General features: G+C 61.5%; 27 protein-coding genes and 1 tRNA gene. 16 read left to right on the top strand and 12 right to left on the bottom strand.

Going from position 1 to position 22,593, the window contains the following annotated elements:
- Positions 1-245 (bottom strand): DUF6538 domain-containing protein (locus tag BUB78_RS20960; RefSeq protein WP_342742339.1); only part of this gene is annotated, 245 nt, incomplete at its 3' end.
- A 90-nt stretch (positions 246-335) separates the two neighbouring features.
- A tRNA-Thr gene (locus BUB78_RS15990) sits at positions 336-410 on the bottom strand.
- An 86-nt stretch (positions 411-496) separates the two neighbouring features.
- On the opposite strand from BUB78_RS15990, the gene BUB78_RS20750 reads away from it, so the two are divergent.
- From BUB78_RS20750 to BUB78_RS15980, 3 genes are read left to right on the top strand one after another with little or no spacing between them, the layout of a single operon-like run.
- Positions 497-664 carry a hypothetical protein gene (locus tag BUB78_RS20750; protein ID WP_170865090.1) on the top strand — a complete coding sequence of 56 codons (168 nt, stop codon included), beginning with the start codon at positions 497-499 and terminating at the stop codon, positions 662-664.
- Positions 665-669: 5 nt separating this feature from the next.
- Positions 670-1,938: a UDP-N-acetylglucosamine 1-carboxyvinyltransferase gene (gene murA, locus BUB78_RS15985; protein ID WP_073199746.1), complete on the top strand. Its 1,269-nt coding sequence runs from the start codon at positions 670-672 to the stop codon at positions 1,936-1,938.
- The gene (locus BUB78_RS15980) at positions 1,935-2,402 is read left to right on the top strand and encodes a DUF2948 family protein (protein ID WP_073199744.1); all 468 of its coding nucleotides are present in this window, start codon (positions 1,935-1,937) and stop codon (positions 2,400-2,402) included. The genes murA and BUB78_RS15980 overlap by 4 nt, the downstream gene beginning before the upstream one ends.
- Before the next feature lie 71 nt (positions 2,403-2,473).
- Here the strand turns inward: BUB78_RS15980 and BUB78_RS15975 are convergent, their stop codons facing one another.
- Both BUB78_RS15975 and BUB78_RS15970 read right to left on the bottom strand, forming a co-directional pair.
- Positions 2,474-2,872, bottom strand: a complete 399-nt coding sequence (locus tag BUB78_RS15975) for a c-type cytochrome (protein WP_073199741.1) — start codon at positions 2,870-2,872, stop codon at positions 2,474-2,476.
- A gap of 411 nt (positions 2,873-3,283) precedes the next feature.
- Positions 3,284-4,060: a methyltransferase domain-containing protein gene (locus tag BUB78_RS15970; protein WP_073199739.1), complete on the bottom strand. Its 777-nt coding sequence runs from the start codon at positions 4,058-4,060 to the stop codon at positions 3,284-3,286.
- 264 nt (positions 4,061-4,324) lie between these two features.
- Between BUB78_RS15970 and hisD the strand changes: the two genes are divergently transcribed.
- The 7 genes from hisD to BUB78_RS15935 all read left to right on the top strand — a co-directional run bounded on the left by hisD (position 4,325) and on the right by BUB78_RS15935 (position 12,332).
- A complete protein-coding gene (hisD, locus tag BUB78_RS15965; RefSeq protein ID WP_073199737.1) occupies positions 4,325-5,626 on the top strand; it encodes a histidinol dehydrogenase in 1,302 nt (433 codons plus the stop codon).
- 164 nt (positions 5,627-5,790) lie between these two features.
- Complete coding sequence (locus BUB78_RS15960) at positions 5,791-6,837, top strand: rod shape-determining protein (RefSeq protein ID WP_073199736.1); 1,047 nt, start codon at positions 5,791-5,793, stop codon at positions 6,835-6,837.
- A gap of 31 nt (positions 6,838-6,868) precedes the next feature.
- A complete protein-coding gene (mreC, locus tag BUB78_RS15955; RefSeq protein ID WP_073199734.1) occupies positions 6,869-7,786 on the top strand; it encodes a rod shape-determining protein MreC in 918 nt (305 codons plus the stop codon).
- Positions 7,779-8,318 (top strand): rod shape-determining protein MreD, encoded by a 540-nt coding sequence (locus BUB78_RS15950; RefSeq protein ID WP_073199732.1) that lies wholly within the window; start codon positions 7,779-7,781, stop codon positions 8,316-8,318. The genes mreC and BUB78_RS15950 overlap by 8 nt, the downstream gene beginning before the upstream one ends.
- Entirely contained in the window at positions 8,315-10,258 is a 1,944-nt protein-coding gene (mrdA, locus tag BUB78_RS15945; RefSeq protein WP_073199730.1) for a penicillin-binding protein 2, read from the top strand. Before BUB78_RS15950 ends, mrdA begins: the two co-directional genes overlap by 4 nt.
- Positions 10,255-11,394, top strand: coding sequence for a rod shape-determining protein RodA (gene rodA / locus BUB78_RS15940; RefSeq protein WP_073199728.1), 1,140 nt, complete (start codon positions 10,255-10,257; stop codon positions 11,392-11,394). Before mrdA ends, rodA begins: the two co-directional genes overlap by 4 nt.
- Before the next feature lie 5 nt (positions 11,395-11,399).
- Complete coding sequence (locus BUB78_RS15935; RefSeq protein ID WP_073199726.1) at positions 11,400-12,332, top strand: 2-hydroxyacid dehydrogenase; 933 nt, start codon at positions 11,400-11,402, stop codon at positions 12,330-12,332.
- Between the two features lie 22 nt (positions 12,333-12,354).
- On the opposite strand, the gene BUB78_RS15930 is transcribed toward BUB78_RS15935, so the two are convergent.
- The 3 genes from BUB78_RS15930 to pncA are packed head-to-tail and all read right to left on the bottom strand — an operon-like array spanning position 12,355 to position 14,324.
- Positions 12,355-13,140, bottom strand: a complete 786-nt coding sequence (locus BUB78_RS15930) for an SseB family protein (RefSeq protein ID WP_073199724.1) — start codon at positions 13,138-13,140, stop codon at positions 12,355-12,357.
- On the bottom strand, positions 13,133-13,720 hold the full coding sequence (locus BUB78_RS15925) for a uracil-DNA glycosylase family protein (protein ID WP_073199722.1): 588 nt from the start codon (positions 13,718-13,720) through the stop codon (positions 13,133-13,135). The genes BUB78_RS15930 and BUB78_RS15925 overlap by 8 nt, the downstream gene beginning before the upstream one ends.
- Before the next feature lie 7 nt (positions 13,721-13,727).
- Entirely contained in the window at positions 13,728-14,324 is a 597-nt protein-coding gene (gene pncA, locus BUB78_RS15920; protein WP_073199720.1) for a bifunctional nicotinamidase/pyrazinamidase, read from the bottom strand.
- A gap of 105 nt (positions 14,325-14,429) precedes the next feature.
- Between pncA and trhO the strand changes: the two genes are divergently transcribed.
- Positions 14,430-15,344 (top strand): oxygen-dependent tRNA uridine(34) hydroxylase TrhO, encoded by a 915-nt coding sequence (trhO, locus tag BUB78_RS15915; protein WP_073199718.1) that lies wholly within the window; start codon positions 14,430-14,432, stop codon positions 15,342-15,344.
- Between the two features lie 109 nt (positions 15,345-15,453).
- On the opposite strand, the gene BUB78_RS15910 is transcribed toward trhO, so the two are convergent.
- Positions 15,454-16,671, bottom strand: coding sequence for an MFS transporter (locus tag BUB78_RS15910; RefSeq protein ID WP_073199716.1), 1,218 nt, complete (start codon positions 16,669-16,671; stop codon positions 15,454-15,456).
- Between the two features lie 116 nt (positions 16,672-16,787).
- On the opposite strand from BUB78_RS15910, the gene BUB78_RS15905 reads away from it, so the two are divergent.
- Entirely contained in the window at positions 16,788-17,747 is a 960-nt protein-coding gene (locus tag BUB78_RS15905) for a KpsF/GutQ family sugar-phosphate isomerase (RefSeq protein ID WP_139279374.1), read from the top strand.
- 264 nt (positions 17,748-18,011) lie between these two features.
- Positions 18,012-18,509, top strand: a complete 498-nt coding sequence (locus BUB78_RS15900) for a hypothetical protein (RefSeq protein WP_139279373.1) — start codon at positions 18,012-18,014, stop codon at positions 18,507-18,509.
- Positions 18,510-18,632: 123 nt separating this feature from the next.
- On the opposite strand, the gene BUB78_RS15895 is transcribed toward BUB78_RS15900, so the two are convergent.
- Positions 18,633-18,887 carry a DUF167 domain-containing protein gene (locus BUB78_RS15895; protein WP_073199712.1) on the bottom strand — a complete coding sequence of 85 codons (255 nt, stop codon included), beginning with the start codon at positions 18,885-18,887 and terminating at the stop codon, positions 18,633-18,635.
- A gap of 114 nt (positions 18,888-19,001) precedes the next feature.
- Between BUB78_RS15895 and BUB78_RS15890 the strand changes: the two genes are divergently transcribed.
- Both BUB78_RS15890 and BUB78_RS15885 read left to right on the top strand, forming a co-directional pair.
- Positions 19,002-19,580 (top strand): nitroreductase family protein, encoded by a 579-nt coding sequence (locus BUB78_RS15890; protein ID WP_073199710.1) that lies wholly within the window; start codon positions 19,002-19,004, stop codon positions 19,578-19,580.
- Positions 19,577-20,287, top strand: a complete 711-nt coding sequence (locus BUB78_RS15885) for an EI24 domain-containing protein (RefSeq protein ID WP_073199708.1) — start codon at positions 19,577-19,579, stop codon at positions 20,285-20,287. Before BUB78_RS15890 ends, BUB78_RS15885 begins: the two co-directional genes overlap by 4 nt.
- Here the strand turns inward: BUB78_RS15885 and BUB78_RS15880 are convergent.
- Both BUB78_RS15880 and mce read right to left on the bottom strand, forming a co-directional pair.
- A complete protein-coding gene (locus BUB78_RS15880) occupies positions 20,250-20,543 on the bottom strand; it encodes a DUF1467 family protein (RefSeq protein WP_073199706.1) in 294 nt (97 codons plus the stop codon). The genes BUB78_RS15885 and BUB78_RS15880 overlap by 38 nt on opposite strands.
- Entirely contained in the window at positions 20,543-20,947 is a 405-nt protein-coding gene (mce, locus tag BUB78_RS15875; protein WP_073199704.1) for a methylmalonyl-CoA epimerase, read from the bottom strand. Before mce ends, BUB78_RS15880 begins: the two co-directional genes overlap by 1 nt.
- A 148-nt stretch (positions 20,948-21,095) precedes the next feature.
- Between mce and BUB78_RS15870 the strand changes: the two genes are divergently transcribed.
- Positions 21,096-21,797, top strand: coding sequence for a response regulator (locus BUB78_RS15870; protein ID WP_073199702.1), 702 nt, complete (start codon positions 21,096-21,098; stop codon positions 21,795-21,797).
- Between the two features lie 12 nt (positions 21,798-21,809).
- Here BUB78_RS15870 and BUB78_RS15865 read toward each other — a convergent pair whose 3' ends face one another.
- The gene (locus BUB78_RS15865) at positions 21,810-22,526 is read right to left on the bottom strand and encodes a GNAT family N-acetyltransferase (protein ID WP_073199700.1); all 717 of its coding nucleotides are present in this window, start codon (positions 22,524-22,526) and stop codon (positions 21,810-21,812) included.
- Between the last annotated feature and the right edge of the window lie 67 nt (positions 22,527-22,593).

Genomic DNA, 22,593 nt, shown 5'->3' with positions numbered 1-22,593 from the left:
GCTAGGGGATAGCGTGCTGGGGCTGATTGTGGTCGCCCTGCCCCGGCCTTTTGCTCGGCAAGGCCGATCTGGTGTTGAAGTTGCGCTACCGCGCCCGGTAAAAGCTTTAGTGCTTGCCGGTAGTCACCACCCAAAGAGGTGCGTAACTCGGTCTTACCTACTATTCCGCGCAAGTCTTTCGGGACCACCAGCCGGGCGTGATACCGCCCTTTACGGTTGACCAAGTGCATAACCTTGCCCGCCATGATGACCGCCCTTTGTAACCAAATTTGTAACCACAGGACGGAAAAAGCGCCTATAATGCAAGGGTTTTATTTAGTTTCAAGGTGTTATACTGGTGCTGCTGGGGAGGATTGAACTCCCGACCTCGTCATTACCAATGACGCGCTCTACCACTGAGCTACAGCAGCACGCTGTGGCGGGCTGATTAGCCCCTAATCGCGTGTGGCGCAAGGGGTAACTGGACGGTTTTTCATTGCTGCTGTAAAGAAGCGGTATGAGCAAAAAGCAATCCCCAAAAACCGGCGCCAAACAAGGCCAGAACCGCGAAGACAGGTTAAAATCGGCATTGAAGGCCAATCTTGCGCGGCGTAAGGCCCAGATGCGCGCCCGCACCGATGACAAGCCGGGCGAGCAGGTGACCGGGAACGAGGACAAAGGGTAGAGCAGATGGATTCGATTATCGTTACGGGCAATGGCCCGCTCAAGGGGCAGATCCCGATCACGGGCGCCAAGAATGCCTGTCTGACGCTGATGCCGGCCACGCTCTTGAGCGAAGAGCCTCTGACCCTGACCAATGCGCCGCGCCTGTCGGACATCAAGACGATGACCACTCTTCTGCAATCGCTCGGTGCCGAGGTGTCGCAATTGCAGGATGGTCAGGTTCTGGTGATGTCGAGCCATGCGTTGGACAATCACGTCGCCGATTATGACATCGTGCGCAAGATGCGCGCCTCGATCCTTGTGCTCGGGCCGATGCTTGCGCGCGACGGGCATGCGGTTGTGTCGCTGCCGGGGGGCTGTGCGATTGGCGCGCGCCCGGTCGATCTTCACCTCAAGGCGCTTGAGGCGATGGGCGCAGAGCTTGAACTGAAAGACGGTTACGTGCACGCGCGCGCGCCCGGCGGCTTGCGCGGCGGCGTGGTTGATTTTCCAATCGTGTCGGTCGGGGCGACTGAGAACGCCCTCATGGCGGCGACGCTGGCCAAGGGCACGACCGTGCTCAAGAACGCCGCGCGCGAGCCCGAGATCGTTGATCTTGCCCAATGTCTGCGCCGCATGGGCGCGCAGATCGAGGGCGAAGGCACGCATACCATCACCATTCAGGGCGTTGACCGCCTTGGCGGGGCCACCCATCCGGTGGTGACAGACCGGATCGAGCTTGGCACCTATATGCTGGCGCCTGCGATCTGCGGTGGCGAGGTCGAGCTTTTGGGCGGGCGGATCGACCTTGTCGGCGCGTTCTGCGAAAAGCTGGATGCGGCGGGCGTCAGTGTCGAGGAAACCGCGAAGGGCCTCAAGGTCAGCCGCAAAAACGGCCGTGTGCGTTCGGTCGATGTGGTGACCGAACCCTTCCCCGGCTTTCCCACCGACCTTCAGGCCCAGATGATGGCGCTCATGTGTACCGCCGAGGGCACATCGGTGCTTGAAGAGCGCATCTTTGAGAACCGATTCATGCATGCGCCGGAACTGATCCGCATGGGGGCCAATATCGAGGTGCATGGCGGTGTTGCCACGGTGACCGGCGTTGACCGCCTCAAGGGGGCACCGGTGATGGCGACCGATCTGCGCGCCAGTGTCTCGCTTATCCTGGCGGGTCTTGCGGCAGAGGGGGAAACCATCGTCAATCGCGTTTACCACCTTGATCGCGGCTATGAGCATGTCGTGCGCAAGCTCGAAGGCGTCGGCGCCAAGATCGAACGGGTGTCGGACAGATGACCGGGGACGCAAAATTCGAGGATGGCCGCGAGGCACCGCTGAACCTTGGGGCGTTTGATCCTGATGACCTCAAGGTGATCTCGACGCTGGCGCAGGATGCGGTGTTTCCGATCACCGAGATGACATGGCGCGCCGGTGAGCGGCGTTTCGCGCTGCTGATCAATCGGTTCCGCTGGGAAGATACCGGCCACACTCGCCACGCCCCCGAGAGGGTGCAATCGCTTCTGGTGATCGACAATGTCTTGCGCATCGCCAGCCAGGGCATCGACCGCACGGACCGCGATACGATCCTGTCGCTCTTGTCGATCACGTTTGAACCCGGCGAAGAAGGCGCGGGCCATGTTCTTTTGACGCTTGCCGGCGACGGCGCGATCCGGCTTGAAATCGAGGCGCTTGAGGTCACGCTCAAGGATGTCACCCGCCCCTACCGCGCGCCCTCGGGCAAGGCCCCGGCGCACGACTGAACGCATTGCACCCCGCCACAGATCACGCGGAGGGGTGTAAAACCATTCATCAATTTTTTCGGATCACCGCGTCACTGCTGAATCGATTCCAGATAATAGGCAATCGACAGGACACGCCCGCGAATGATCGGTTCGGCCCCATAGGGCCCCGCATTCGGGATATCCTTGGCAAAGCGGTCGCCCCAGACCGGCATGGGATATCCGTGGCCACGGGTGCCCTGACGCCCATCAATCGAGTGGATGACATCAAGCATCGGAAACTTGCCGTCATTGGCCGCCGACAAGCCGGTCAACGCGGGCACCGGCACGGTCATCAACTCGGCCAGTGGTCCGTCGCCGGCGGCGCTCTCGCCATGACAGGATGCACAGGCGCTCATATACTCGGCCTTGCCAAGATCATCAGCCTGAGCGATTCCGCCCAGACCGCAGCACAGAGCAACAGCACAAATCCGAAGTTTGGAATTCAGCATCTTTTTCTCCCTTCCAAGTGTTCACACGCGACGTCAAAAATGATTCGTCAGACCATTATCGGGCGGCAATCGCTAAGGGCTTTGACAAGGATCAATGAAACCATGCCTTTAAATGGGTTTGGGCTGTCTGCGACCGCGCCATCATTTGGGGGGCGGCGATTACGCCCTGCCTTGAAACGTCGCGCGCCTTTTCGCTTGATAAGGCAGGTTTTCTGGTTCCGATCAAAAGGTCGCGTCACGTAATACCGGCCCAACCATCAAGCATTTCTGACCCAAACCTGACCTTCGGCGCAGGCCGCACCTAGGTCCGGTGAGCGGACAATCTGAGCTTTCGCTGCGCTCGCGTCGGCGGCAGCTTTGGTGCAGAACACAGCACTCAGGACCGAGACTGATAGATGTGCCAACCTCTATCTACATTTTGATGGCACTCATCCGATAGTAAGTAAGTGAAAAGAAGAAGCGTCCTTGGTTTGCAAGTTCCACTTGCTCCTTAAACCAAGCCGTTGTCTCAGCCTCAGTCATATGGTCGTGTTCAGCAGCATAGCGTGACATCAGGTGCATCAACATGAAAGCGATACCATCGGGCCGCAAAGTCACATCGCAGAATGTAAACGGTTCGATCTCTATCGCTGAAAAACCGGCATCGTGCGTCAGTCTGGGCCAAAGTGCGGCCACACAGGCCTCAGTGTAGTGATGATCCCAAGCGGCCTGAACACGCTGCATTCGATCGTTATCTTCGGAGAACCAGTCCAATGTCTTGAACCCAGTATCAACCGCGACAAACCTACCGCCAACGCGCAGAACCCGATGGGCTTCACGAATGGCGGATGGAATATCCGGGAGATATTCAAGTACCTGCACTGCGACAGCCTTGTCGGCCTCACCGTCTCGCAAGGGTAGCGCATCGGCTAAACCATCTTTTATTTGTGCGGACTGAAATGCAGCACACCGGGCAGACGCCGGAGCACGCATATCCTCACTGGGGTCAACACCGATGACTTGCCCCCTCTTACCGATAGCACGCGCGATTTCTTCGGTCAGCAGCCCATTTCCACAACCGATATCAACGACAATATCAACTTCGGAAAGGTGTAGTGCATCGAAGGCCATGCGTCTTCGCCGAGTTACATCGCTTCCTTGGTAAGCGATTTCGAGCAGCTGTGCTGTTTCTTCATCAAACTTAAGCATTTTCTATCTTTAGCGTGAATATGCGAAATATGAAATCGTAGCTCGCCAATAGCTGACATTCAAACGCATCGCAGCATGGTGCACTTTGGGCTCTTTCGAGGCCTACGCTGTGATCCGACCGAAGGGCAGCTTTGCCGCTTTCCTCATTTTTGGTTCAGTTTTCGGCGTGAAGGTCAAAGAAATCCGACGTTCGACACCTGCGGCGAATGCCGCCTTGAGCGCGCGGGGCACTCGGGCTATGTCACGCCTGACAGGAGACCCGATATGCCCGTATTCTTGAACGCCACCGACCCCGGTTTTGAGGCCCAGTTTCAGACCCTGCTCAGCGCCAAGCGCGAAGACAGCCCCGATGTCGATGACATCGTGGCGGGCATCATCAAGGATGTACGCGCGCGCGGCGATGCAGCGGTGATCGAGCTGACCTCGAAATTTGACCGCCTTGACCTGACGCCTGAAACCCTGCGGTTTTCGCGGCAAGAGATGGCCGATCTGATCGCGCAGGTGCCCGAAGGTGAGCGCGCAGCGCTTGAACTGGCGGCAGAGCGCATTCGCGCCTATCACGCCCGCCAATTGCCCGAGGATCAAAGCTGGGTTGAGGCGAACGGCGCGACGCTTGGCTGGCGCTGGACCCCGGTCAGCGCGGCGGGGCTTTACGTGCCCGGCGGGCTTGCGTCTTATCCGTCCTCGGTGCTGATGAACGCCATTCCCGCCAAGGTGGCCGGGGTCGAGCGGCTGGCGATCGTGGTGCCGACGCCCGATGGTCAGGCCAATCCGCTTGTCCTTTTGGCCGCGCAGATCGCCGGGGTTGACGAGATTTACCGCATCGGCGGCGCACAGGCGATTGCGGCCCTTGCCTATGGCACCGAAACCATTGCCCCGGTCGACAAGATCACCGGCCCCGGCAACGCCTTTGTCGCCGCCGCCAAGCGCAGGGTGTTCGGCAAGGTCGGGATCGACATGATCGCCGGGCCGTCGGAAATTCTGGTGATTGCCGACGCCGGGCAAAACCCCGACTGGATTGCGCTTGATATGCTGAGTCAGGCCGAGCACGACGAAAGCGCGCAATCCATCCTGATCACCGATGACGGCGATCTTGCCCAAGCGGTCAGCGCGGCAATGGATCGCCACCTTGAAACGCTGGAGCGGCGCGAGATTGCCGGGGCAAGCTGGCGCGATTTCGGCGCGATCATCCTTGTGCCCGACTTTGATCACGCCGCCGCCCTTAGCAACCGGATCGCGCCCGAGCATCTGGAGCTTTGCGTGGCTGACCCCGATGCCCTTTCGGAAAAAATCACCCATGCCGGGGCGATTTTTCTTGGCGCCTGGACGCCCGAGGCGATCGGCGATTATGTCGGCGGGCCCAATCACGTGCTACCGACCGCACGTTCGGCGCGGTTCTCCAGCGGCCTGTCGGTGATGGATTTCGTCAAGCGCACCACGCTTGCCAAGATGACGCCCGAGGCGCTGCGTGCGATTGGCCCGGCGGCCGAAACGCTGGCGATCAGCGAAAGCCTTGAGGCGCATGGCCTGTCGGTGCGCGCGCGGCTGGATCATCTGAACGACTAGGGGGCAAAACCGGGCGAAGGGGGTCAAACGGGTGGCAGTTTGACGCTTACCACGGCCAAACTGGCCCTTTCGCCCAAACCGCCCGCACCCTATAAGTGCCAGCGGCACCCGACCCCGAGTCGCGGTGCAATTATTCTATTTTCACGACGGGACGCTAGGCACACATGTCGATCTTTCACAAAATTCCCAGTCTGTTTTCTGCGGATATGGCAATCGACCTCGGCACGGCGAATACGCTGGTCTACGTCAAGGGCCGTGGCATCATCCTGTCGGAACCTTCGGTCGTGGCCTATCACGTCAAGGACGGCGTTCGCAAAGTGCTGGCCGTGGGCGAGGACGCCAAGTTGATGCTTGGCCGCACCCCCGGCAGCATCGAGGCGATCCGCCCGATGCGCGAAGGCGTGATTGCCGATTTTGACACGGCCGAGGCGATGATCAAACATTTCATCCGCAAGGTTCACAAACGCTCGACCTTTTCCAAACCCAAGATCATCGTCTGTGTGCCCCATGGCGCCACGCCGGTCGAAAAGCGCGCCATTCGTCAGTCGGTTCTGTCGGCGGGCGCGCGTCGCGCCGGTCTTATCGCCGAGCCGATTGCGGCGGCGATCGGCGCGGGCATGCCGATCACCGATCCGACCGGCAATATGGTTGTCGACATCGGCGGCGGCACCACCGAGGTGGCCGTTCTGTCGCTTGGCGATATCGTCTATGCCCGCTCGGTGCGGGTGGGTGGCGACCGGATGGACGAGGCGATCATCAACTACCTGCGTCGGCAACAGAACCTTCTGGTTGGTGAATCCACCGCCGAGCGGATCAAGACCAGCATCGGCACCGCCCGCATGCCCGACGATGGCAGAGGCACATCCATTCAGGTCCGCGGACGCGACCTTTTGAACGGCGTGCCGAAAGAAACCGAAATCAGTCAGGCGCAGATCGCCGAGGCGCTTGCCGAGCCGGTTCAGCAAATCTGCGAGGCGGTGATGACCGCGCTTGAAGCAACCCCGCCCGATCTTGCCGCCGATATCGTTGATCGCGGCGTGATGCTGACCGGGGGTGGCGCGCTTTTGGGCGATCTTGATCTGGCGCTGCGCGAGCAGACCGGGTTGGCGGTTTCTATCGCTGATGACAGCCTGAATTGCGTGGCCCTTGGCACCGGCAAGGCGCTGGAATTCGAAAAGCAATTACGCCATGCGATTGACTACGACAGCTAAGACGCCCACCTTTTCCTAAAAGGGGGACCCTTTGGCAAGAGACCGAGGACAAGGCGACGACTATACCGGCCCGCTCAAGCGTTTGCTTTTGGGGGTCGTTTTGCTGTGTCTTCTCGGGCTTTTCCTTGTCTGGCGGATCGACAGCCCGCGGGTCGAGCGGTTTCGCGCACAGGTGGTGGATCGGGTCGTGCCAAGCTTTGACTGGGCGATGGCGCCGGTTACAGGCGCCGTGAACATCCTGCGAGATTTCCAGAGCTATCAGCGGATGTACCAGCAAAATCAGGAACTGCGCCGAGAATTGCAGCAGATGAAGGCCTGGAAAGAGGCCGCGCTTCAACTTGAACAGGAAAACGCCCGACTGCTTGATCTCAACAACGTACAGCTTGATCCGCGCCTGACCTTTGTCACCGGCGTGGTGATGGCCGATAGCGGCTCGCCGTTTCGCCAGTCGGTGCTTATCAATGTTGGCGCGCGCGATGGGATCGTCGACGGTTGGGCGGCGATGGACGGGCTTGGCCTTGTCGGACGCATCTCGGGTGTGGGGCGCAATACCGCACGGGTGATCCTTCTGAGCGACACCTCAAGCCGCGTTCCGGTGACGATCCAACCCTCGGGGCAACAGGCGTTGTTGATCGGTGACAATAGCGCGGCCCCGCCCATCGACTTTATCGAGGACCCCGATCAGGTGCGCCCCGGCGACCGGATTTTGACCTCGGGGGATGGCGGGGTATTTCCCGCCGGGCTGTTGATAGGACAGCTCGCCGAAGACCCCGGCGGGCGGATGCGCGTGCGCATCGCGGCCGATTACGAGCGGCTTGAATTTCTGCGCGTCCTGCGCAGTTACGGGCACGAAGACCTGACCGATCCCGGTCAGTTGATTGCCCCGGTCCTGCTGCCTGATGAACAGGCCCCCGACGCCCCCCAAGCGGCGGAGGCGGGCAATGGCTGAGAGTTTCATTCAACGCTACTGGCTGATGCGCGCGCTTTACCTTTTTCTGTGTATCTTTCTGATATTCATGCACCTTTTGCCCCTGGACACACAGCCCTCCAACTGGACCGGGCCCGATCTTATCCTGGCGATCACCTTTGCCTGGGTGTTGCGGCGGCCGGATTATGTTCCGGTCCTGCTGATCGCCCTGGTGGCGCTTGGCATGGATCTTTTGTTCCAGCGCCCACCGGGGCTTTGGGCGGCCTGCGTCGTGATGGGGGCCGAGACCCTGCGCAACCGCGCGCCGATGCTGCGCGATCTCAGCTTTGCCGCCGAATGGGCCTCGGTGGCAAGCACGATGGTGGGGATCACGCTGGCCTATCGTCTGGTGCTGGCGGTGCTGATGGTGGATCAGGCACCGCTTGGTCTTAGCCTGATGCAGCTGTTGTTCACGCTGGCGGTCTATCCGGTGGTGGCGTTTGTGTCGCATACGCTCATGGGCGTGCGCAAACTCACCCCCGGTGATCTTGACGCCATGAGCAAACGGACATGAGACGCCCGGGCCGCGATACCGCTGAAAGCCAGCGGCGCATCACCCGGCGCGGGCTTGTCGTTGGCGGGCTTCAGGCCGGGGTGATGGGCATTCTGGCGCTGCGCATGCGCTATATGCAGGTCGAACAGGCCGATCAGTTTCGCCTTTTGGCCGATGAGAACCGCATCAACATCCAACTTATCCCGCCCACCCGTGGCCGCCTGTTTGACCGCAACGGCGCGGTGATCGCCGAGAACGTGCCAAGTTACCGTATCACCATGACCCGCGAACAGGCGGGGGATGTGGATGCCGTGATCGCGCGGCTGGCCAAGCTTGTCGAGCTTGACCCTGACGAGCTTGAGCGCGCGCGCCGCGATCTGCGCGAGTTGCGCGGCGACACCCCGGTCACCGTCGCTGACCGCGTCAGCTGGGGCGCTATAAGCCGGGTTGCGGTGAATGCCCCCGCCCTGCCCGGTGTGCTGCCCGAGGTGGGCCTGTCGCGGCGCTATCCGGCAACCAATGATTACGCCCATGTGGTCGGCTATGTCGGCACGGTGAGTGACAAGGATATTGAACGGATCGACGCGCCGGAACAGCTTTTGCGCCTGCCCCGCTTTCAGATTGGCAAGATCGGGCTTGAGGCCAAGCGCGAAAATCAGTTGCGCGGCAGCGCCGGCACCCGCCGTGTCGAGGTAAACGCCGCCGGCCGGGTGATGCGCGAGCTTGACCGCCAGGAAGGCCAGCCCGGCGCCGATATGCAGCTGACGCTGGACAACAACCTGCAATCTTATACCAATGCGCGCCTTGAGGGCGAAAGCGCGGCGGCGGTGGTGATTGATTGTGACACCGGCGATCTTCTGGCCTGCGCCTCTGCCCCGAGCTATGACCCCAACCTTTTCGTGCGCGGCATTTCGGTATCCGACTACAAGGCCCTGCTTGAAGATCCCTATCGCCCGCTGCCCAACAAGGCGGTGCAGGGGATTTATCCGCCGGGATCGACCTTCAAGATGGTCACGGCCCTGGCCGCGCTTGAGGACGGGCAGATCGCCCTTGATGATACGGTCTATTGCCCCGGCTACATGGAAATCAGCGGTCGCCGGTTCCACTGCTGGAAGCGGGGCGGGCACGGCAATGTCGATCTGCATCGCTCGCTGCGCGAAAGCTGTGACATCTATTATTACGAATTGGCCCTGCGCACCGGCATCGAAAAGATTAGCGCCATGGCCGAGCGACTTGGGGTCGGGGTCCAGTTCGACCTTCCGATGACCAGTGTCGCCAAGGGCCTTGCCCCGACGCGCGAGTGGAAACAGACCAACCGGGGCCAGCCCTGGGTGATCGGCGACAGTGTGAACACCGCCATCGGTCAGGGCTTTGTTCTGGCCTCGCCCCTGCAACTGGCGGTGATGACGGCGCGGATCGCCACAAGCCGGGCGGTGACGCCGCGCCTGATCAAGTCAATCGACGGGGTTGAACAGCCCACTGGCCATGGCGACACGCTTGGCCTCAATGAGAACCTCATGCGCGAGGTGCGCAAGGCGATGTTCGCGGTCTCCAACAGCAATCGCGGCACCGGTTATCGCAGCCGGATCATCGAAGATGCCTTTCGCATGGCCGGCAAGACCGGCACCAGCCAGGTGCGCAACATCACCTCGGGCGAGCGTGCCAGCGGCGTGGTCAACAACCGCGACCTTCCCTGGGAGCGGCGCGATCACGCGTTGTTTGTCAACTTTGCCCCCTTTGACGCGCCAAAGGTAGCCGTCGCCGTGATCGTCGAGCACGGCGGGGGTGGCTCGACCGCCGCCGCGCCGATTGCCCGCGACATCACCCTTCAGGCGCTCTATGGCGAGGACCCGCCGCTTGAGGCCTATCCCGCCGCCGACCGGGGCCGGATCAAGGCGCTTCAGGAAAAGCTGCGCAGGGCGCGCCCGCAAACCGGTCCGGACGGGAAAGACCGCGCATGAGCTATCTTGAATATACCGTCAAGACCACGCCGACGGGGCCGGGCAAGATGCTTCACCTCAACTGGCCGCTTATGGTCTTGTTGATGGCGGTGGCCGGGGTTGGGTTCCTGATGCTCTATTCGGTTGCCGGCGGGTCTCTGTCGCCATGGGCCGAACCGCAAATGAAGCGCTTTGCACTCGGCTTTGCCGTCATGCTTATGGTGGCGATGGTGCCGATCTGGTTCTGGCGCAACATGTCCCTGCTGGCCTATCTGATCTCGCTGGCGTTGTTGATTGCGGTGGCGCTTGTCGGGGTCGAGGGCAAGGGCGCGCAACGCTGGATCGACATCGGCTTCATGCGGTTGCAGCCCTCGGAGCTTGTGAAAATCACGCTGGTGATGCTTTTGGCGGCCTATTACGACTGGTTGCCGATGTCGCGGGTATCGCGGCCGGTTTGGGTGGCCCTGCCGGTGGCGATGATCCTGTTTCCCGTCGCGCTTGTTCTGCGTCAGCCGGATTTGGGCACCTCGATCCTGTTGCTGGCCGCCGGTGGGGTGATGATGTTCATCGCAGGCGTGCATTGGGCCTATTTCGCCACCGTGATCGCCGCCGTCGTGGGGTTGATCTTTGCGGTGTTTGAAAGCCGGGGCACCAGTTGGCAAATGCTTGAGAATTACCAGTATCGCCGGATCGACACCTTTCTCAATCCCGACAATGACCCGCTTGGCGCCGGCTATCACATCACTCAATCCAAGATCGCGCTTGGCTCGGGCGGCTGGACCGGGCGAGGGTTCATGCAGGGCACGCAGTCGCGGCTTAACTTCCTGCCGGAAAAGCACACCGATTTCATCTTTGTGACGCTGGCCGAGGAATTCGGCTTTGTCGGGGCGATTTCGATCCTGGGGCTTTACTCGCTCATTTTGCTGTTCTGTATCTCGACCGCGCTCTCGAACCGTGATCGCTATTCCTCGCTTTTGACGCTTGGTGTGGCGATGACATTTTTCCTGTTTTTCTCGGTCAATATGGCGATGGTGATGGGGCTGATGCCCGTGGTCGGCGTGCCCTTGCCACTGGTGAGCTATGGCGGCTCTGCCATGCTTGTCCTGATGGTCGGATTCGGCCTTGTCCAGAGCGCACATATTCACAAACCAAGGTAGATTTCATGCCCGTAAACGTCCTGTTCGCTGCCCGCCCCGAGCGGTGGGAAACCTATGAAGCGCCATTGAGAACCGCCTTGTCAGAGGCCGGGGTCGCGGCCAACCTTGCCACAAAGATGCCCGCGCATGAGGTTGATTACATCGTTTATGCGCCCAATAGCGGGGTCGAGGATTTTGCCCCCTTCACCCGCGCCAAGGCGGTTTTGAACCTCTGGGCCGGGGTCGAGGATGTGGTGGGCAATCCAACCCTGCACCTGCCGCTGGCGCGGATGGTCGATCACGGTCTGACGCAGGGTATGGTCGAATGGGTCACGGGTCACGTGCTGCGCCATCATCTTGGGATGGATGCGCATATTCTTGGGCAGGACGGGATCTGGCGCAAGGATATCCCGCCGCTGGCACAGGATCGGCGGGTGACCATGCTGGGCCTTGGCGCGCTTGGCCAGGCCTGCGCATCGGCGTTGGGGCGGCTTGGGTTCGCGATGACCGGCTGGAGCCGGAGCCAGAAAGAGATCGACGGCGTGACCTGTCTTTCGGGCGAACAGGGGCTGCGTTCGGCCCTTCAAGTGGCCGATATCCTTGTTCTCTTGTTGCCGCTGACGGGGGATACGGAAAACATTCTGAACGAGGAAACGCTAGCGTATCTGCCGCGCGGCACGGTGATCGTGAACCCCGGTCGCGGGCCTCTGATCGACGATAACGCGCTTTTGGCGGTGCTGGACAGCGGCGATGTCGGCCATGCCACGCTGGACGTGTTCCGCGAGGAACCGCTGCCGCCAGAGCACCCCTATTGGGCGCATCCACGGGTGACGGTGACGCCGCATATCGCCTCGGAAACACGACCGAAATCAGCCTCGCAGGTGATCGCGGAAAACATCCGACGCGGCGAGGCGGGCGAGCCGTTCCTGCATCTGGTTGATCGCAACCTGGGATACTAAGCGCCCCCTCTGCGCGGCGTCGCTATTTGAGGATCGGGGGTTTGGCGGGATCAGAGCCCGGCGCGCGCCGAGGCTCTGGCGTCGAATGCTGCGGCAGGTCAAACCGCAATCCACAGGTCGACAGCCGCGCGGCCGCCGGATCGTTTGCGGCGAAAAACGCCACATCAAGCGCAGCGGCCTCAAGCCCGGAGAAGATGAGCACCTCTGACACGGCCTGTGCCAGGGCCGCCTCTGCGCCCGGCGCGGCGTCGACAAAACCAAGCATGTGCCCCTGCGCGCCGCTGTCATAGGTCACCCCCACCAGATAGGCCAGTGAGGCAAGGCCGGTGGCACTCGCAAGCCGGGCATCAAGCGCAACGACAACGTTTTCCGGCAGGCCCTTGGGCGCGTGAAACCGCTCGACCCGCGCCTCGATCTCTGACGGGCCGGTGCCCAGGGTTTCGGCCAGCCAATCCACCGCCTCGGGCGGAATGAGGATCGACGAGGGCGCCACCTCAAGATTGACCCCAAGGCCGATGCCCTGCCCGGCCAGCATCGCGGCAATCCCCCGCCCGCTGAGCGCGGCATAGGGCGCCGGGCGGTTGGCAAAGCTGCTTAGGCGGGCCTCTTGATCGAACACCAGAACAAAGGAATGATCCGAGAGGTCGAACACCTCGGGATCGATCGCCTCGCCCTCCGGCTCGGATTTCAGCAAGAGGTAAAGCTCGCTCGCCGCGAGGGTCTCATAAAACCGCATGCGCGCGGCTCCGTCCTCGGGGGCGGCCTCCATCGCGGCATGGGCGGCGTCAAGGCGGGTAAGCTCAGTCATGGATAAGCCTTTGAACCTCTGCACGTAATTCAGGCAGAACATCTGCCTCGAACCACGGTTTTTTTCTGAGCCAAGCGGTATTGCGCCAGGACGGGTGCGGCAAGGCAAAAAGCCGCGGTGCATGGTCGCGCCAGCCCTTGACCGTATCGGTCACGCCGGATTTGACGCCAAGATGATATTTATGGGCATAGCCGCCGACAAGAATGGTGAGCTCAATCTTTTCAAGCTCTTGCATGACCCTGTCGTGCCATGTCTCGCCGCAAATACGCGGCGGCGGCAGGTCAGAGCCCTTGGCATCATAGCCCGGAAAACAAAACCCCATGGGCACGATGGCAACTCGGGACTGATCGTAAAACTCTGCCTCGCTCAGCCCAAGCCAATCGCGCAACCGCTCGCCCGAAGGGTCATCAAACGGCTTGCCCGACTGATGCACACGCGCGCCCGGCGCCTGCCCTGCGATCAGGATGCGCGCCGACGGGCGAAACCAGACCACGGGGCGCGGGCTGTGGCCCGTTTGAGTGGCCGCAAAACGATCGGCGCAAAGGGTGCAGGCGCGGATTTGATCGCCAAGCGGGGTCATCTCTGGCTCATACAAGCGTGACCCCCGCCTCGCACATGCCCGCAAGCGCCGCGTCGAGCGAGCCATCAAGATCAATCGCGCGACACAGATCGCGCCGCACGCTCACATCATACCCCAATCGCGCAGCATCGACCGCCGAGAAATTGACACAGAAATCGGTGGCCAGCCCGACCATCGTCAGCGCGTCAATCCCGCGCGTGCGCAGATACCCGTCAAGCCCGGTGGGTGTTTCATGGTCGTTCTCGAAAAAAGCCGAATAGCTGTCGATCGCCGGGTTCATGCCCTTGCGGATAATCGCATCGGCGCGGGTCGTCTCAAGCCCGTCGTGAAACGCGGCACCCGGCGTGCCCTGAACGCAATGATCGGGCCAGAGCACCTGTGGCCCATAGGGCATCTCGGTCATCTCAAACGGCGCCTTGCCGGGATGGGACGAGGCAAACGATGAGTGCCCCGCCGGGTGCCAGTCCTGCGTCAGGATCACGGTCGCGAAATCGGCCATGAGGGCGTTGATGCCGGCCACGATCTCATCGCCGCCCGCCACCGCCAAGGCGCCACCGGGGCAGAAATCGTTTTGCACGTCGATCACGATCAGGGCTTGGGTCATGAGGGCCTCCTTTTATCCCTTAGGGGTACGCAGGTGCGGGTCTTGCGTCAATGGCGCCACTTTGTCCTCTTGTTCAGGCGCGCCCAAATGGGTAAATCGCGGGCCATGTACAAGATTGCCGCGCTCTATCATTTCACCCGCTTTGACGACCCCGCTGCGATTCAGGGTCCCCTTCTGGCGCTCTGCGAGGCCGAGAAGATCAGCGGGTCCTTGTTGCTTGCCCGCGAGGGGATCAATGGCACGATCGCGGGCCCGGATGCGGGGATCGCCCGCGTCATCGCACATATCCGCGCCCTGCCCGGCTGTGGCGATCTGGAATGGAAAGAAAGCAGCAGTGCCGATCAGCCCTTTCGCCGCCTCAAGGTGCGGTTGAAGAAAGAGATCGTCACGATGGGCCAGCCCGATGTCGACCCGCTTGCGCAGGTTGGGCATTATGTCGATCCGGGCGATTGGAACGCCCTGATTGAAAGCCCTGATGTGGCCGTGATCGACACCCGAAATGATTACGAAGTGGCGATTGGCACCTTCAAGGGCGCCGTCGACCCCGAAACCGCCAGCTTTCGCGATTTTCCCGCCTGGTGGGAGGAAAACAAGCACCGCTTTCACAACAAGCGGATCGCGATGTTCTGCACCGGCGGAATCCGCTGCGAAAAATCCACCAATTACCTGCTTGGTCAGGGCGTGGAGGATGTCTATCACCTCAAGGGCGGCATCCTGAAATATCTCGAAGAGGTGCCAGAGGCACAAAGCACATGGCAGGGCGAGTGCTTCGTCTTCGATGCGCGTGTCTCGGTAGGTCATGGCCTTGTTAAGGGTCCGCACCGGCTCTGTCATGCCTGCCGCCGCCCGATCCTGCCCGAAGACACCAAACGCCCCGAATATGAAGAGGGCGTCGCCTGTCATCAATGCTGCGATGAGACGACGGAAGAGCACAAAGACCGCTTTCGCGAGCGCGAGAAGCAGATGGCACTGGCCGAGGCGCGCGGCGAGCGCCATATCAAGGTGATACACGAAGAGTAACCCCTGTGACCTTGCGCATCTTGCCGGTTTCGGATTTGAGTATTTGGACCAAGAAGAAGCAGGGCGGGTGCAACTTCTTCTTGGCAAAAATACTCATAAATGCGCCCTCTCAGGCAAGTTGAGGCTGGCGGGTGCGGGTGCGCGTCAGGATCAGGGCGATGATCCCGATATTGAGGGCATTCCAGGCGATCCCGTTGAGGAACGCCATCTGGTAGCTGCCGGTCAGGTCATATATCCAGCCCGACATCCAACCGCCAAGCGCCATGCCTGCGATGGTCGACATCAGGACAAAGCCGACGCGCCGCCCCGCCTCGTGGCTCGGCATGTATTCGCGCACGATCACCGCATAGCTCGGCACGATCCCCCCCTGGGCCAGACCAAAGACAAGGCTGACCACGTAAAGCGAGGTCAGCCCACCCGAGGGCAGGTAAAAGAACAGGGCAATGCATTGCAGGGTCGAGCCGATCAGAAGCGTGCGCACCCCGCCGAGCCGGTCAGCCATCAACCCCGAGATCAGCCGCGACACCACCCCGCCCAAAAGCATCAGCGACAGCATCTGCGAGCCGACTGCGGGGCCATAGCCAAGGTCGACGCAATAGCTGACAATATGGACCTGCGGCATCGACATCGCCACACAGCACCCCACCCCAGCCAGCCCGAGCATAAGCATCAGGGTGCGCGGCGGGATGCCGACGGCACTGGCCCGCGCATTCGAGAGCGTATCGGCATGCGCGCGTGCCGCCAGCGGCACCCGGCGGCGCAGCAGAAGGGCCAGCGGGATGACCGTCACCACCGTGACCACCGCCAGCACCATATAGACCGCGCGCCAGCCCTGATTTGCCAGAATACCGGCAAGGATCACCGGCCAGATCGCCCCCGAAAGGTAGTTGCCACTCGCGGTGATCGCCACGGCGATACCCCGGCGGCGCACGAACCAGAGCGAGACATCGGCGATCAGCGGGCCAAAGCTGGCGGCGGTGCCAAAGCCGATCGCGATTTGCAGCGCCGACAGAACAACCACCGACGGGCTTATCGCCGCCAGGCCGGTGGCGACGGAAATAAGCACCGCCGCACCACAAAGCGCGGTCGTGACCCCAAAGCGGTCGACGATCCGGCCAATGCCGAAATTACCGAGCGCAAAGCCGACCATGGTCATCGTATAAGGCAGCGAGGCCGCCGCACGATCGACCCCAAACTCGGCCTGCATCGCGGGCATCACCACGATGATCGACCACATGCCGACATTGCCCACCATCGCGATCAAAAGCGAGACGGCAAGCCGCGTCCAAGCATAGCGGCTATCAAGGATCTGGATATCGGCACTCATGGACGCGACGTTAGAGCGGCCCGCCTGCACTGACCAGCCGCAAAATGCGGCCTCGCGGCGGGGGCTTGGCCTTGGGGCCGGAGCGCGCTATCAGTCGGGCAAAGAGGAGCCACGCCATGACAGCCAGCCAAACGCCGACCGAAATTGCCCGAGAGGTCTTGCGGATCGAGGCCGAGGCGCTGAACACGCTGCGCGATGGCCTTCCGGAACGCTTTGATCAGGTGATCATCGAGCTGTTGCAGGTGCGCGGTCGCGTGATCGTGTCGGGCATGGGCAAGTCGGGGCATATCGCGGCCAAGATCGCCGCGACCATGGCCAGCACCGGCACCCCGGCGCAATATGTCCACCCCGGCGAGGCCAGCCATGGCGACCTCGGCATGATCACCGATCAGGATGCGGTGATCCTTATTTCCAATTCCGGCGAGACCCGCGAACTGGCCGATATCATCGCCCATACCCGCCGTTTTGCGATCCCTCTGGTGGCGATCACCAAAAAGGCCGACAGCACTCTGGCGCAACAGGCCGATCACCTGCTTGAGCTGCCCAATGCGCCCGAGGCCTGTGCCATCGGCATGGCGCCGACCACAAGCACGACCTGCACGCTGGCGCTTGGCGATGCCCTGGCGGTGGCGATGATGCGGATGCGCGGGTTCGAGCGCGAGAATTTCATGGCCTTTCATCCTGGCGGCACGCTTGGGGCGCAATTGCTCAAGGTGTCGTCGGTGATGCACCGGGGCGATGCCCTGCCGGTGGTCGCGGCCAATACGAATATGGGCGAAACCCTGCTTGAGATGACCGCCAAGGGCTTTGGCGTGGCGGCTTTGGTCGAGAATGGCATGCTCAGGGGGGTGATCACCGATGGTGACTTGCGGCGAAATCTTGATCAGTTGATGAGCCGCACCGCCGGCGAGATCGCCACCTATAACCCACGCAGCATTTCGCCGGATGCGTTGTTGTCCGAGGCGCTTGGGGTGATGAACACCCATAAGATCAGCGCGCTTTTCGCGGTCGATGACGCCGGGCAGCTACAGGGATTGGTGCATATCCATGACGCCCTGCGCGCGGGCGTTGCCTAGAGGCGGCCACCTGACATCACAAAACCTCTGAGCGCCGCGCCCCGCAAGCGGGCGCATGGGCCGCCGCTGATCCTGTAAATGGCCGACTTAAAGCTATATCCCGCACGCGCGAAAGCGGGGTGGACCGATGTATTTTGCCCAAGCGAAACACAGGCAAATGCCCCCTCCAAAATCTGGCGTCACCTTTGATTTATGTCAGTTTGGAACAGGCGTTCTTCGATACCCTCCCCCGGTCAGAGGCGCAATGCCGAGGGAGGAAACGCAATGTCACTAAAGCTGATGATTGAAATTCTTGGGGTAACAGGTCTAACGGCCCTGTCGCTTTCCGTTCCCGCTCTAGCTCACGATTTCAACCGTTCCCATGGATGGCAAAACGGATGGGGCCAAGGCCAGATGATGGGTCAAGGTTACATGATGGATCCAGGTCACATGATGGCTCCGGGGTATATGATGAATCCGGGCCACATGATGGGCCAGGGCTATATGATGGGTCCGGGCTACATGATGGGTCCGGGCTTCAACCAGCCGGGCGGTGCTGGTCCCGGCATGATGCCGTCAGTGCGGGAGGATCTCGATATCGGCGATGTCAGGCACATGATGGAGTATAGACTTCGCTGGATGAACAACCCAAACCTCAAACTTGGCAATATCGACGAAAAGGATTCCGATACCATCACAGCCGATATCGTCACCAAAGACGGCTCGCTCGTGCAACGGCTGAACGTGAATCGCCATACCGGCTGGATCGAACCGGGCCAATAGCGGCGCGTGCCGCCGCCGCTTCACGGCCAGCTTAGCTTGGCGGCACGGCGTTATGAGACAGGGTGAGGTATTTTCCGGTCGCACCGGAGGCGTCGTTCAATAGCGCGCACATGCGTCCTAAATCTATTCCACCTCGAACACCTTGTCGCGCGAGGTCTGCCCGCGAATGAGCCGCAGGCGCGTCTTGGGCAGGCCGAGCGCCTTGGCCAACAGCTTTTGCACGGCGGCATTGGCGCGGCCGTCCTCGGGCACGGTGGTGACATAGACCCGGAGCTGATCCGCCTCAAAGGTAATGCGGTTGCGCGAGGCTTTGGGTGTCACCCGCAGGGCAATCTGGGTGCCGGAGCGCGCGAGGTGGCTGAGATCAGGGATATCCATGGGTTTGATTACCCGCTGGCCCGGCGCGCTCCAAGTGGTTTTAAACGGCGCGGCCCCTTGACCCTGCCCCCCGGCTTGCCGACATGTAGGCCGTGATAAAGATGAAAGGTTGCCATGCCCGTTCCGAACCCCGCCGCCCTTGAATTTCTGCAAACCCGCCGCTCGCGTCCGGCAAAGACGCTTGTTCTGCCGGTTCCCGCGCGCGCCGAATTGCGCCCGCTTCTGACCGCCGCCGCCCGAAGCCCGGATCATGGCAAGCTTGAACCCTGGCGCTTTATCGTGCTGGAACGCGGCGCGCTGTTGCGGATTGCGGGGCTGATCGAGGGGGTTGGCGCGCGGCTTGGCAAATCCCCCGAGGATATCGCCAAGGCAAAGGGGCAGTTTGACACGGCGCATCTGGCGGTGGCCGTGATCGAGGTGCAAAAACCCTCCGAGAAAATCCCGGCGATTGAACAGACCTATGCGGCGGGCGGTGTCTGCCTTGCGCTTTTGAATGCCGCGCTTGCGGCGGGGTGGGGCGCCAATTGGCTGAGCGGATGGGCAAGCCATGACCGCGATTTTGCCGAAGCCGCGCTTGGCCTTACATCGCCCGAGCGGATCGCCGGGTTCATCCATATCGGCACCGAAGGCAGCGCGCCGCCGGAACGGCCACGCCCCGATCTCGACCAGATCACCACCTGGATTTCGGCATGATATTTACCAGCTTTTTCAAGGCTCTGTCGCAGGTTGGTGACCGGCGCTTTCAGCGTGTTCTGCTGATTGGGGTCGGCCTGACGCTGGCGCTTTTGATTGCCGCCTATGCGCTTTTTCTGGGGCTCATCCAATGGGCGGTTGGCGATACAAGCACCCTGCCGCTGATCGGCGAGGTGACCTGGCTTAACGACCTGTTGGGCTGGAGCAGCTTTTTGCTGATGATGATCGTGTCAGCGTTTTTGATGGTGCCGGTGGCCTCTGCCATCACCTCGATGTTTCTCGACGAGGTGGCGCAGGCGGTCGAGGATCGCCATTATCCCGGCCTTGGGACGGCGAGCAAGGTGCCGTTTGGCGAGGCCCTGCGCGATACGGTGAATTTCCTGGGCATCCTGATCGGGGCCAATATCGTGGCGCTGATTGCCTATGCGATTTTCACACCCTTCGCGCTTTTCATTTTCTGGGCGTTGAACGGTTATTTGCTGGGGATGGAATATTTCCAACTGGCCGCCATGCGCCGCATCGGCCGCGCGCGCGCCAAGGACCTGCGGCGCAAGAACCGGCTGACGATCTGGGCGGCGGGCACGCTTATGGCGATGCCTCTATCGGTGCCGCTGATCAATCTGGTGATCCCGATCCTGGGCGCGGCCACCTTTACCCATATCTATCACGCTATTGCGGCGCGCTCTGCTCGGGGCCCATCCGGTTGAACATGAAGGTATCAAGATCACGCACCGTAATCTTTCCCGACAGGATCGTGCCGCCGATGATCGCCCAGAGAACGACACTGAGCCCGGTGGTGATCCAGGCCTTTTTGCGCAGGTGATGATGCTCGGGCGATCCGGCATGGGTGCCTGGCACGACCTCGTTCAAATCGCCCTGTGTCTGAATGCGAATCGGGATCACGACGAGAAAGGTCATGAACCAGATCACGGCGAAAAGCACGATGCCAGAGGTGATTCCCATCAGACTTGCTCCAACTCGACAAGGCAGCCGTTAAAATCCTTGGGGTGCAAAAACAGCACCGGCTTGCCATGGGCGCCAATCCTGGGCTCGCCGGTACCAAGCACGCGCGCGCCGGATTTCAAAAGCTGGTCGCGGGCGGCCAGAATATCGTCAACCTCGTAACAGATGTGATGAATCCCCCCCGCCGGGTTCTTTTCCAAAAATCCGTTGATCGGGCTGTTTTCCCCCAACGGGTACAGCAATTCAATCTTGGTATTGGGCAATTCGATAAAGATAACAGTGACCCCGTGGTCGGGTTCGTCCTGCGGTGCGCCCACCTTGGCGCCCAGCGCAGTGCGGTATTGCTCGGCGGCGGCGGTCAGATCCGGCACGGCGATTGCAACGTGATTGAGGCGTCCGATCATGGCTGGTTCCTTTCATCTGGTTTGACTGTGTTATGGGGGCGCAAACGCCGGGTGACAAGCGACAGGGGGACGCAACCCGCGCATTAACCGCGCGTTCACCATCCCTGCGTAATCCTGTGCGGACCCGGTTCAACAAAGGATCAGCCCGATGAATGATCTCGACAGCCTTGCACCCCAGCGCGCGCCCACAAACAGCCGCCCGCTTTTGGGTATGACCGTCCTCGCCGTCGAGGATAGCCGCTATGCCAGCGAGGCGCTGCGTCTTATGTGTTTGCGCAGCGGTGCGCGGATCAGGCGGGCGGATTGCCTGCGCTCTGCCCGGCGGCATCTTCAGGTCTATCGCCCGTCGGCGGCGATTATCGACCTTGGCCTGCCGGATGGCCCCGGTGCCGAGCTTATCGAAGAGCTTGACCGCGTCTCGCCGCGCGTCGGCGTTATCATCGCGACAAGCGGCGATGCCACGGCCGAAGACGCGGCTCTCAAGGTCGGGGCGGATGGGTTTCTTCTTAAGCCGATAGAGAGCCTTGGCACCTTTCAGCAACAGATTCTGCGCCATCTGCCCGCTGACCGGCGCCCGAACGGCCCCTATGCGATCACCGATGAGGTCATAAGCCCTGATCCGCTGGCCTATCGCGATGATCTGGAGCACGTGCTGAACCTGCTTGACGGCGGGCATGACGCGCCGGTGCTGGCCTATATCTCGCAATTTCTGACTGGTGTGGCCCACTCGGCCTCTGACGGGGCAATGGCGCAGGCCGCGACGAAGATTTCCGGGGAAACCGGTGCCGACGCTGTTGCACCGATGGTCGCGCTGATCGAAAAGCGGCTGCAGACGCGGCTGGCGATTTAAGGCGGCGCGGGTCTAGCCCTGGGCGGGATCACCGGCGGCGCGCACAAGGCGGGTCAGGCTGCTCAGGCTTTCGCGCTGTCGGCCCTCTTCGTCAAAGTTTGACGGGGCCAGCCAGATTTGAAAGGCCTCCTGCAGGGCGGGCCACTCGGCATCAATCGCGGCAAACCAGGCGGTATCGCGATTGCGCCCTTTCACCACGGTGGCCTGACGGAAAATACCCTCATAGCTAAGGCCCAAGCGTTCTGCGGCGCGGCGCGACGGCATGTTGAGCGCGTCGCATTTCCATTCATAGCGCCGATAGCCCGCCTCGAACGCCCATTTCATCATAAGATACATCGCCTCGGTCGCGGCGCGGGTGCGTTGCAGCGCGGGCGAGAGGTTGATGTGCCCGACCTCGATGCTGCCCGATTGTGGCGCGATCCGAAGATAGCTTGCAACGCCACCCAGTTGGCCCGTCTCGAGATTGGTGATCGCGTAAAACAGCGGGTCCTGCCCGCCGGTGATCTGCCGCGCCCAGCGGTGGTATTGCGCGGCGGATGAAAACGGGCCGTAGGGCATGTAATCCCAGATCGCATCGCTGGCGCTATTGGCGCGGTGCAGGTCAGAGGCGTGGCGATCGGCATCCAGCATCTCAAGCGCCGCATAGCGCCCGACAAGCGCCGCGCCCTCGGGCGCAGGCGGTTCTTTCCAATCGGTCAGTTTCGGGCCAAGGGGTCGATCTTGCAGCATAAAAAGCCTTTTACATAAATCCTCTGACGCGAGCATGCACCCATGCCGCGCCAAAGGAAAGGCCCCG

Source organism: Roseovarius marisflavi, from assembly GCF_900142625.1.
Taxonomy (GTDB): Bacteria; Pseudomonadota; Alphaproteobacteria; order Rhodobacterales; family Rhodobacteraceae; genus Roseovarius; species Roseovarius marisflavi.
Note: the sequence above shows the minus strand (reverse complement) of the source record. Positions and strands in the feature narration are given on the sequence as shown.

Coding starts and splice junctions, on each gene's coding strand:
- BUB78_RS20750 (WP_170865090.1), top strand. CDS start 497: ATGAGCAAAAAGCAATCCCCAAAAACCGGCGCCAAACAAGGCCAGAAC.
- murA (WP_073199746.1), top strand. CDS start 670: ATGGATTCGATTATCGTTACGGGCAATGGCCCGCTCAAGGGGCAGATC.
- BUB78_RS15980 (WP_073199744.1), top strand. CDS start 1,935: ATGACCGGGGACGCAAAATTCGAGGATGGCCGCGAGGCACCGCTGAAC.
- BUB78_RS15975 (WP_073199741.1), bottom strand. CDS start 2,872: ATGCTGAATTCCAAACTTCGGATTTGTGCTGTTGCTCTGTGCTGCGGT.
- BUB78_RS15970 (WP_073199739.1), bottom strand. CDS start 4,060: ATGCTTAAGTTTGATGAAGAAACAGCACAGCTGCTCGAAATCGCTTAC.
- hisD (WP_073199737.1), top strand. CDS start 4,325: ATGCCCGTATTCTTGAACGCCACCGACCCCGGTTTTGAGGCCCAGTTT.
- BUB78_RS15960 (WP_073199736.1), top strand. CDS start 5,791: ATGTCGATCTTTCACAAAATTCCCAGTCTGTTTTCTGCGGATATGGCA.
- BUB78_RS15950 (WP_073199732.1), top strand. CDS start 7,779: ATGGCTGAGAGTTTCATTCAACGCTACTGGCTGATGCGCGCGCTTTAC.
- mrdA (WP_073199730.1), top strand. CDS start 8,315: ATGAGACGCCCGGGCCGCGATACCGCTGAAAGCCAGCGGCGCATCACC.
- rodA (WP_073199728.1), top strand. CDS start 10,255: ATGAGCTATCTTGAATATACCGTCAAGACCACGCCGACGGGGCCGGGC.
- BUB78_RS15935 (WP_073199726.1), top strand. CDS start 11,400: ATGCCCGTAAACGTCCTGTTCGCTGCCCGCCCCGAGCGGTGGGAAACC.
- BUB78_RS15930 (WP_073199724.1), bottom strand. CDS start 13,140: ATGACTGAGCTTACCCGCCTTGACGCCGCCCATGCCGCGATGGAGGCC.
- BUB78_RS15925 (WP_073199722.1), bottom strand. CDS start 13,720: ATGACCCCGCTTGGCGATCAAATCCGCGCCTGCACCCTTTGCGCCGAT.
- pncA (WP_073199720.1), bottom strand. CDS start 14,324: ATGACCCAAGCCCTGATCGTGATCGACGTGCAAAACGATTTCTGCCCC.
- trhO (WP_073199718.1), top strand. CDS start 14,430: ATGTACAAGATTGCCGCGCTCTATCATTTCACCCGCTTTGACGACCCC.
- BUB78_RS15910 (WP_073199716.1), bottom strand. CDS start 16,671: ATGAGTGCCGATATCCAGATCCTTGATAGCCGCTATGCTTGGACGCGG.
- BUB78_RS15905 (WP_139279374.1), top strand. CDS start 16,788: ATGACAGCCAGCCAAACGCCGACCGAAATTGCCCGAGAGGTCTTGCGG.
- BUB78_RS15900 (WP_139279373.1), top strand. CDS start 18,012: ATGTCACTAAAGCTGATGATTGAAATTCTTGGGGTAACAGGTCTAACG.
- BUB78_RS15895 (WP_073199712.1), bottom strand. CDS start 18,887: ATGGATATCCCTGATCTCAGCCACCTCGCGCGCTCCGGCACCCAGATT.
- BUB78_RS15890 (WP_073199710.1), top strand. CDS start 19,002: ATGCCCGTTCCGAACCCCGCCGCCCTTGAATTTCTGCAAACCCGCCGC.
- BUB78_RS15885 (WP_073199708.1), top strand. CDS start 19,577: ATGATATTTACCAGCTTTTTCAAGGCTCTGTCGCAGGTTGGTGACCGG.
- BUB78_RS15880 (WP_073199706.1), bottom strand. CDS start 20,543: ATGGGAATCACCTCTGGCATCGTGCTTTTCGCCGTGATCTGGTTCATG.
- mce (WP_073199704.1), bottom strand. CDS start 20,947: ATGATCGGACGCCTCAATCACGTTGCAATCGCCGTGCCGGATCTGACC.
- BUB78_RS15870 (WP_073199702.1), top strand. CDS start 21,096: ATGAATGATCTCGACAGCCTTGCACCCCAGCGCGCGCCCACAAACAGC.
- BUB78_RS15865 (WP_073199700.1), bottom strand. CDS start 22,526: ATGCTGCAAGATCGACCCCTTGGCCCGAAACTGACCGATTGGAAAGAA.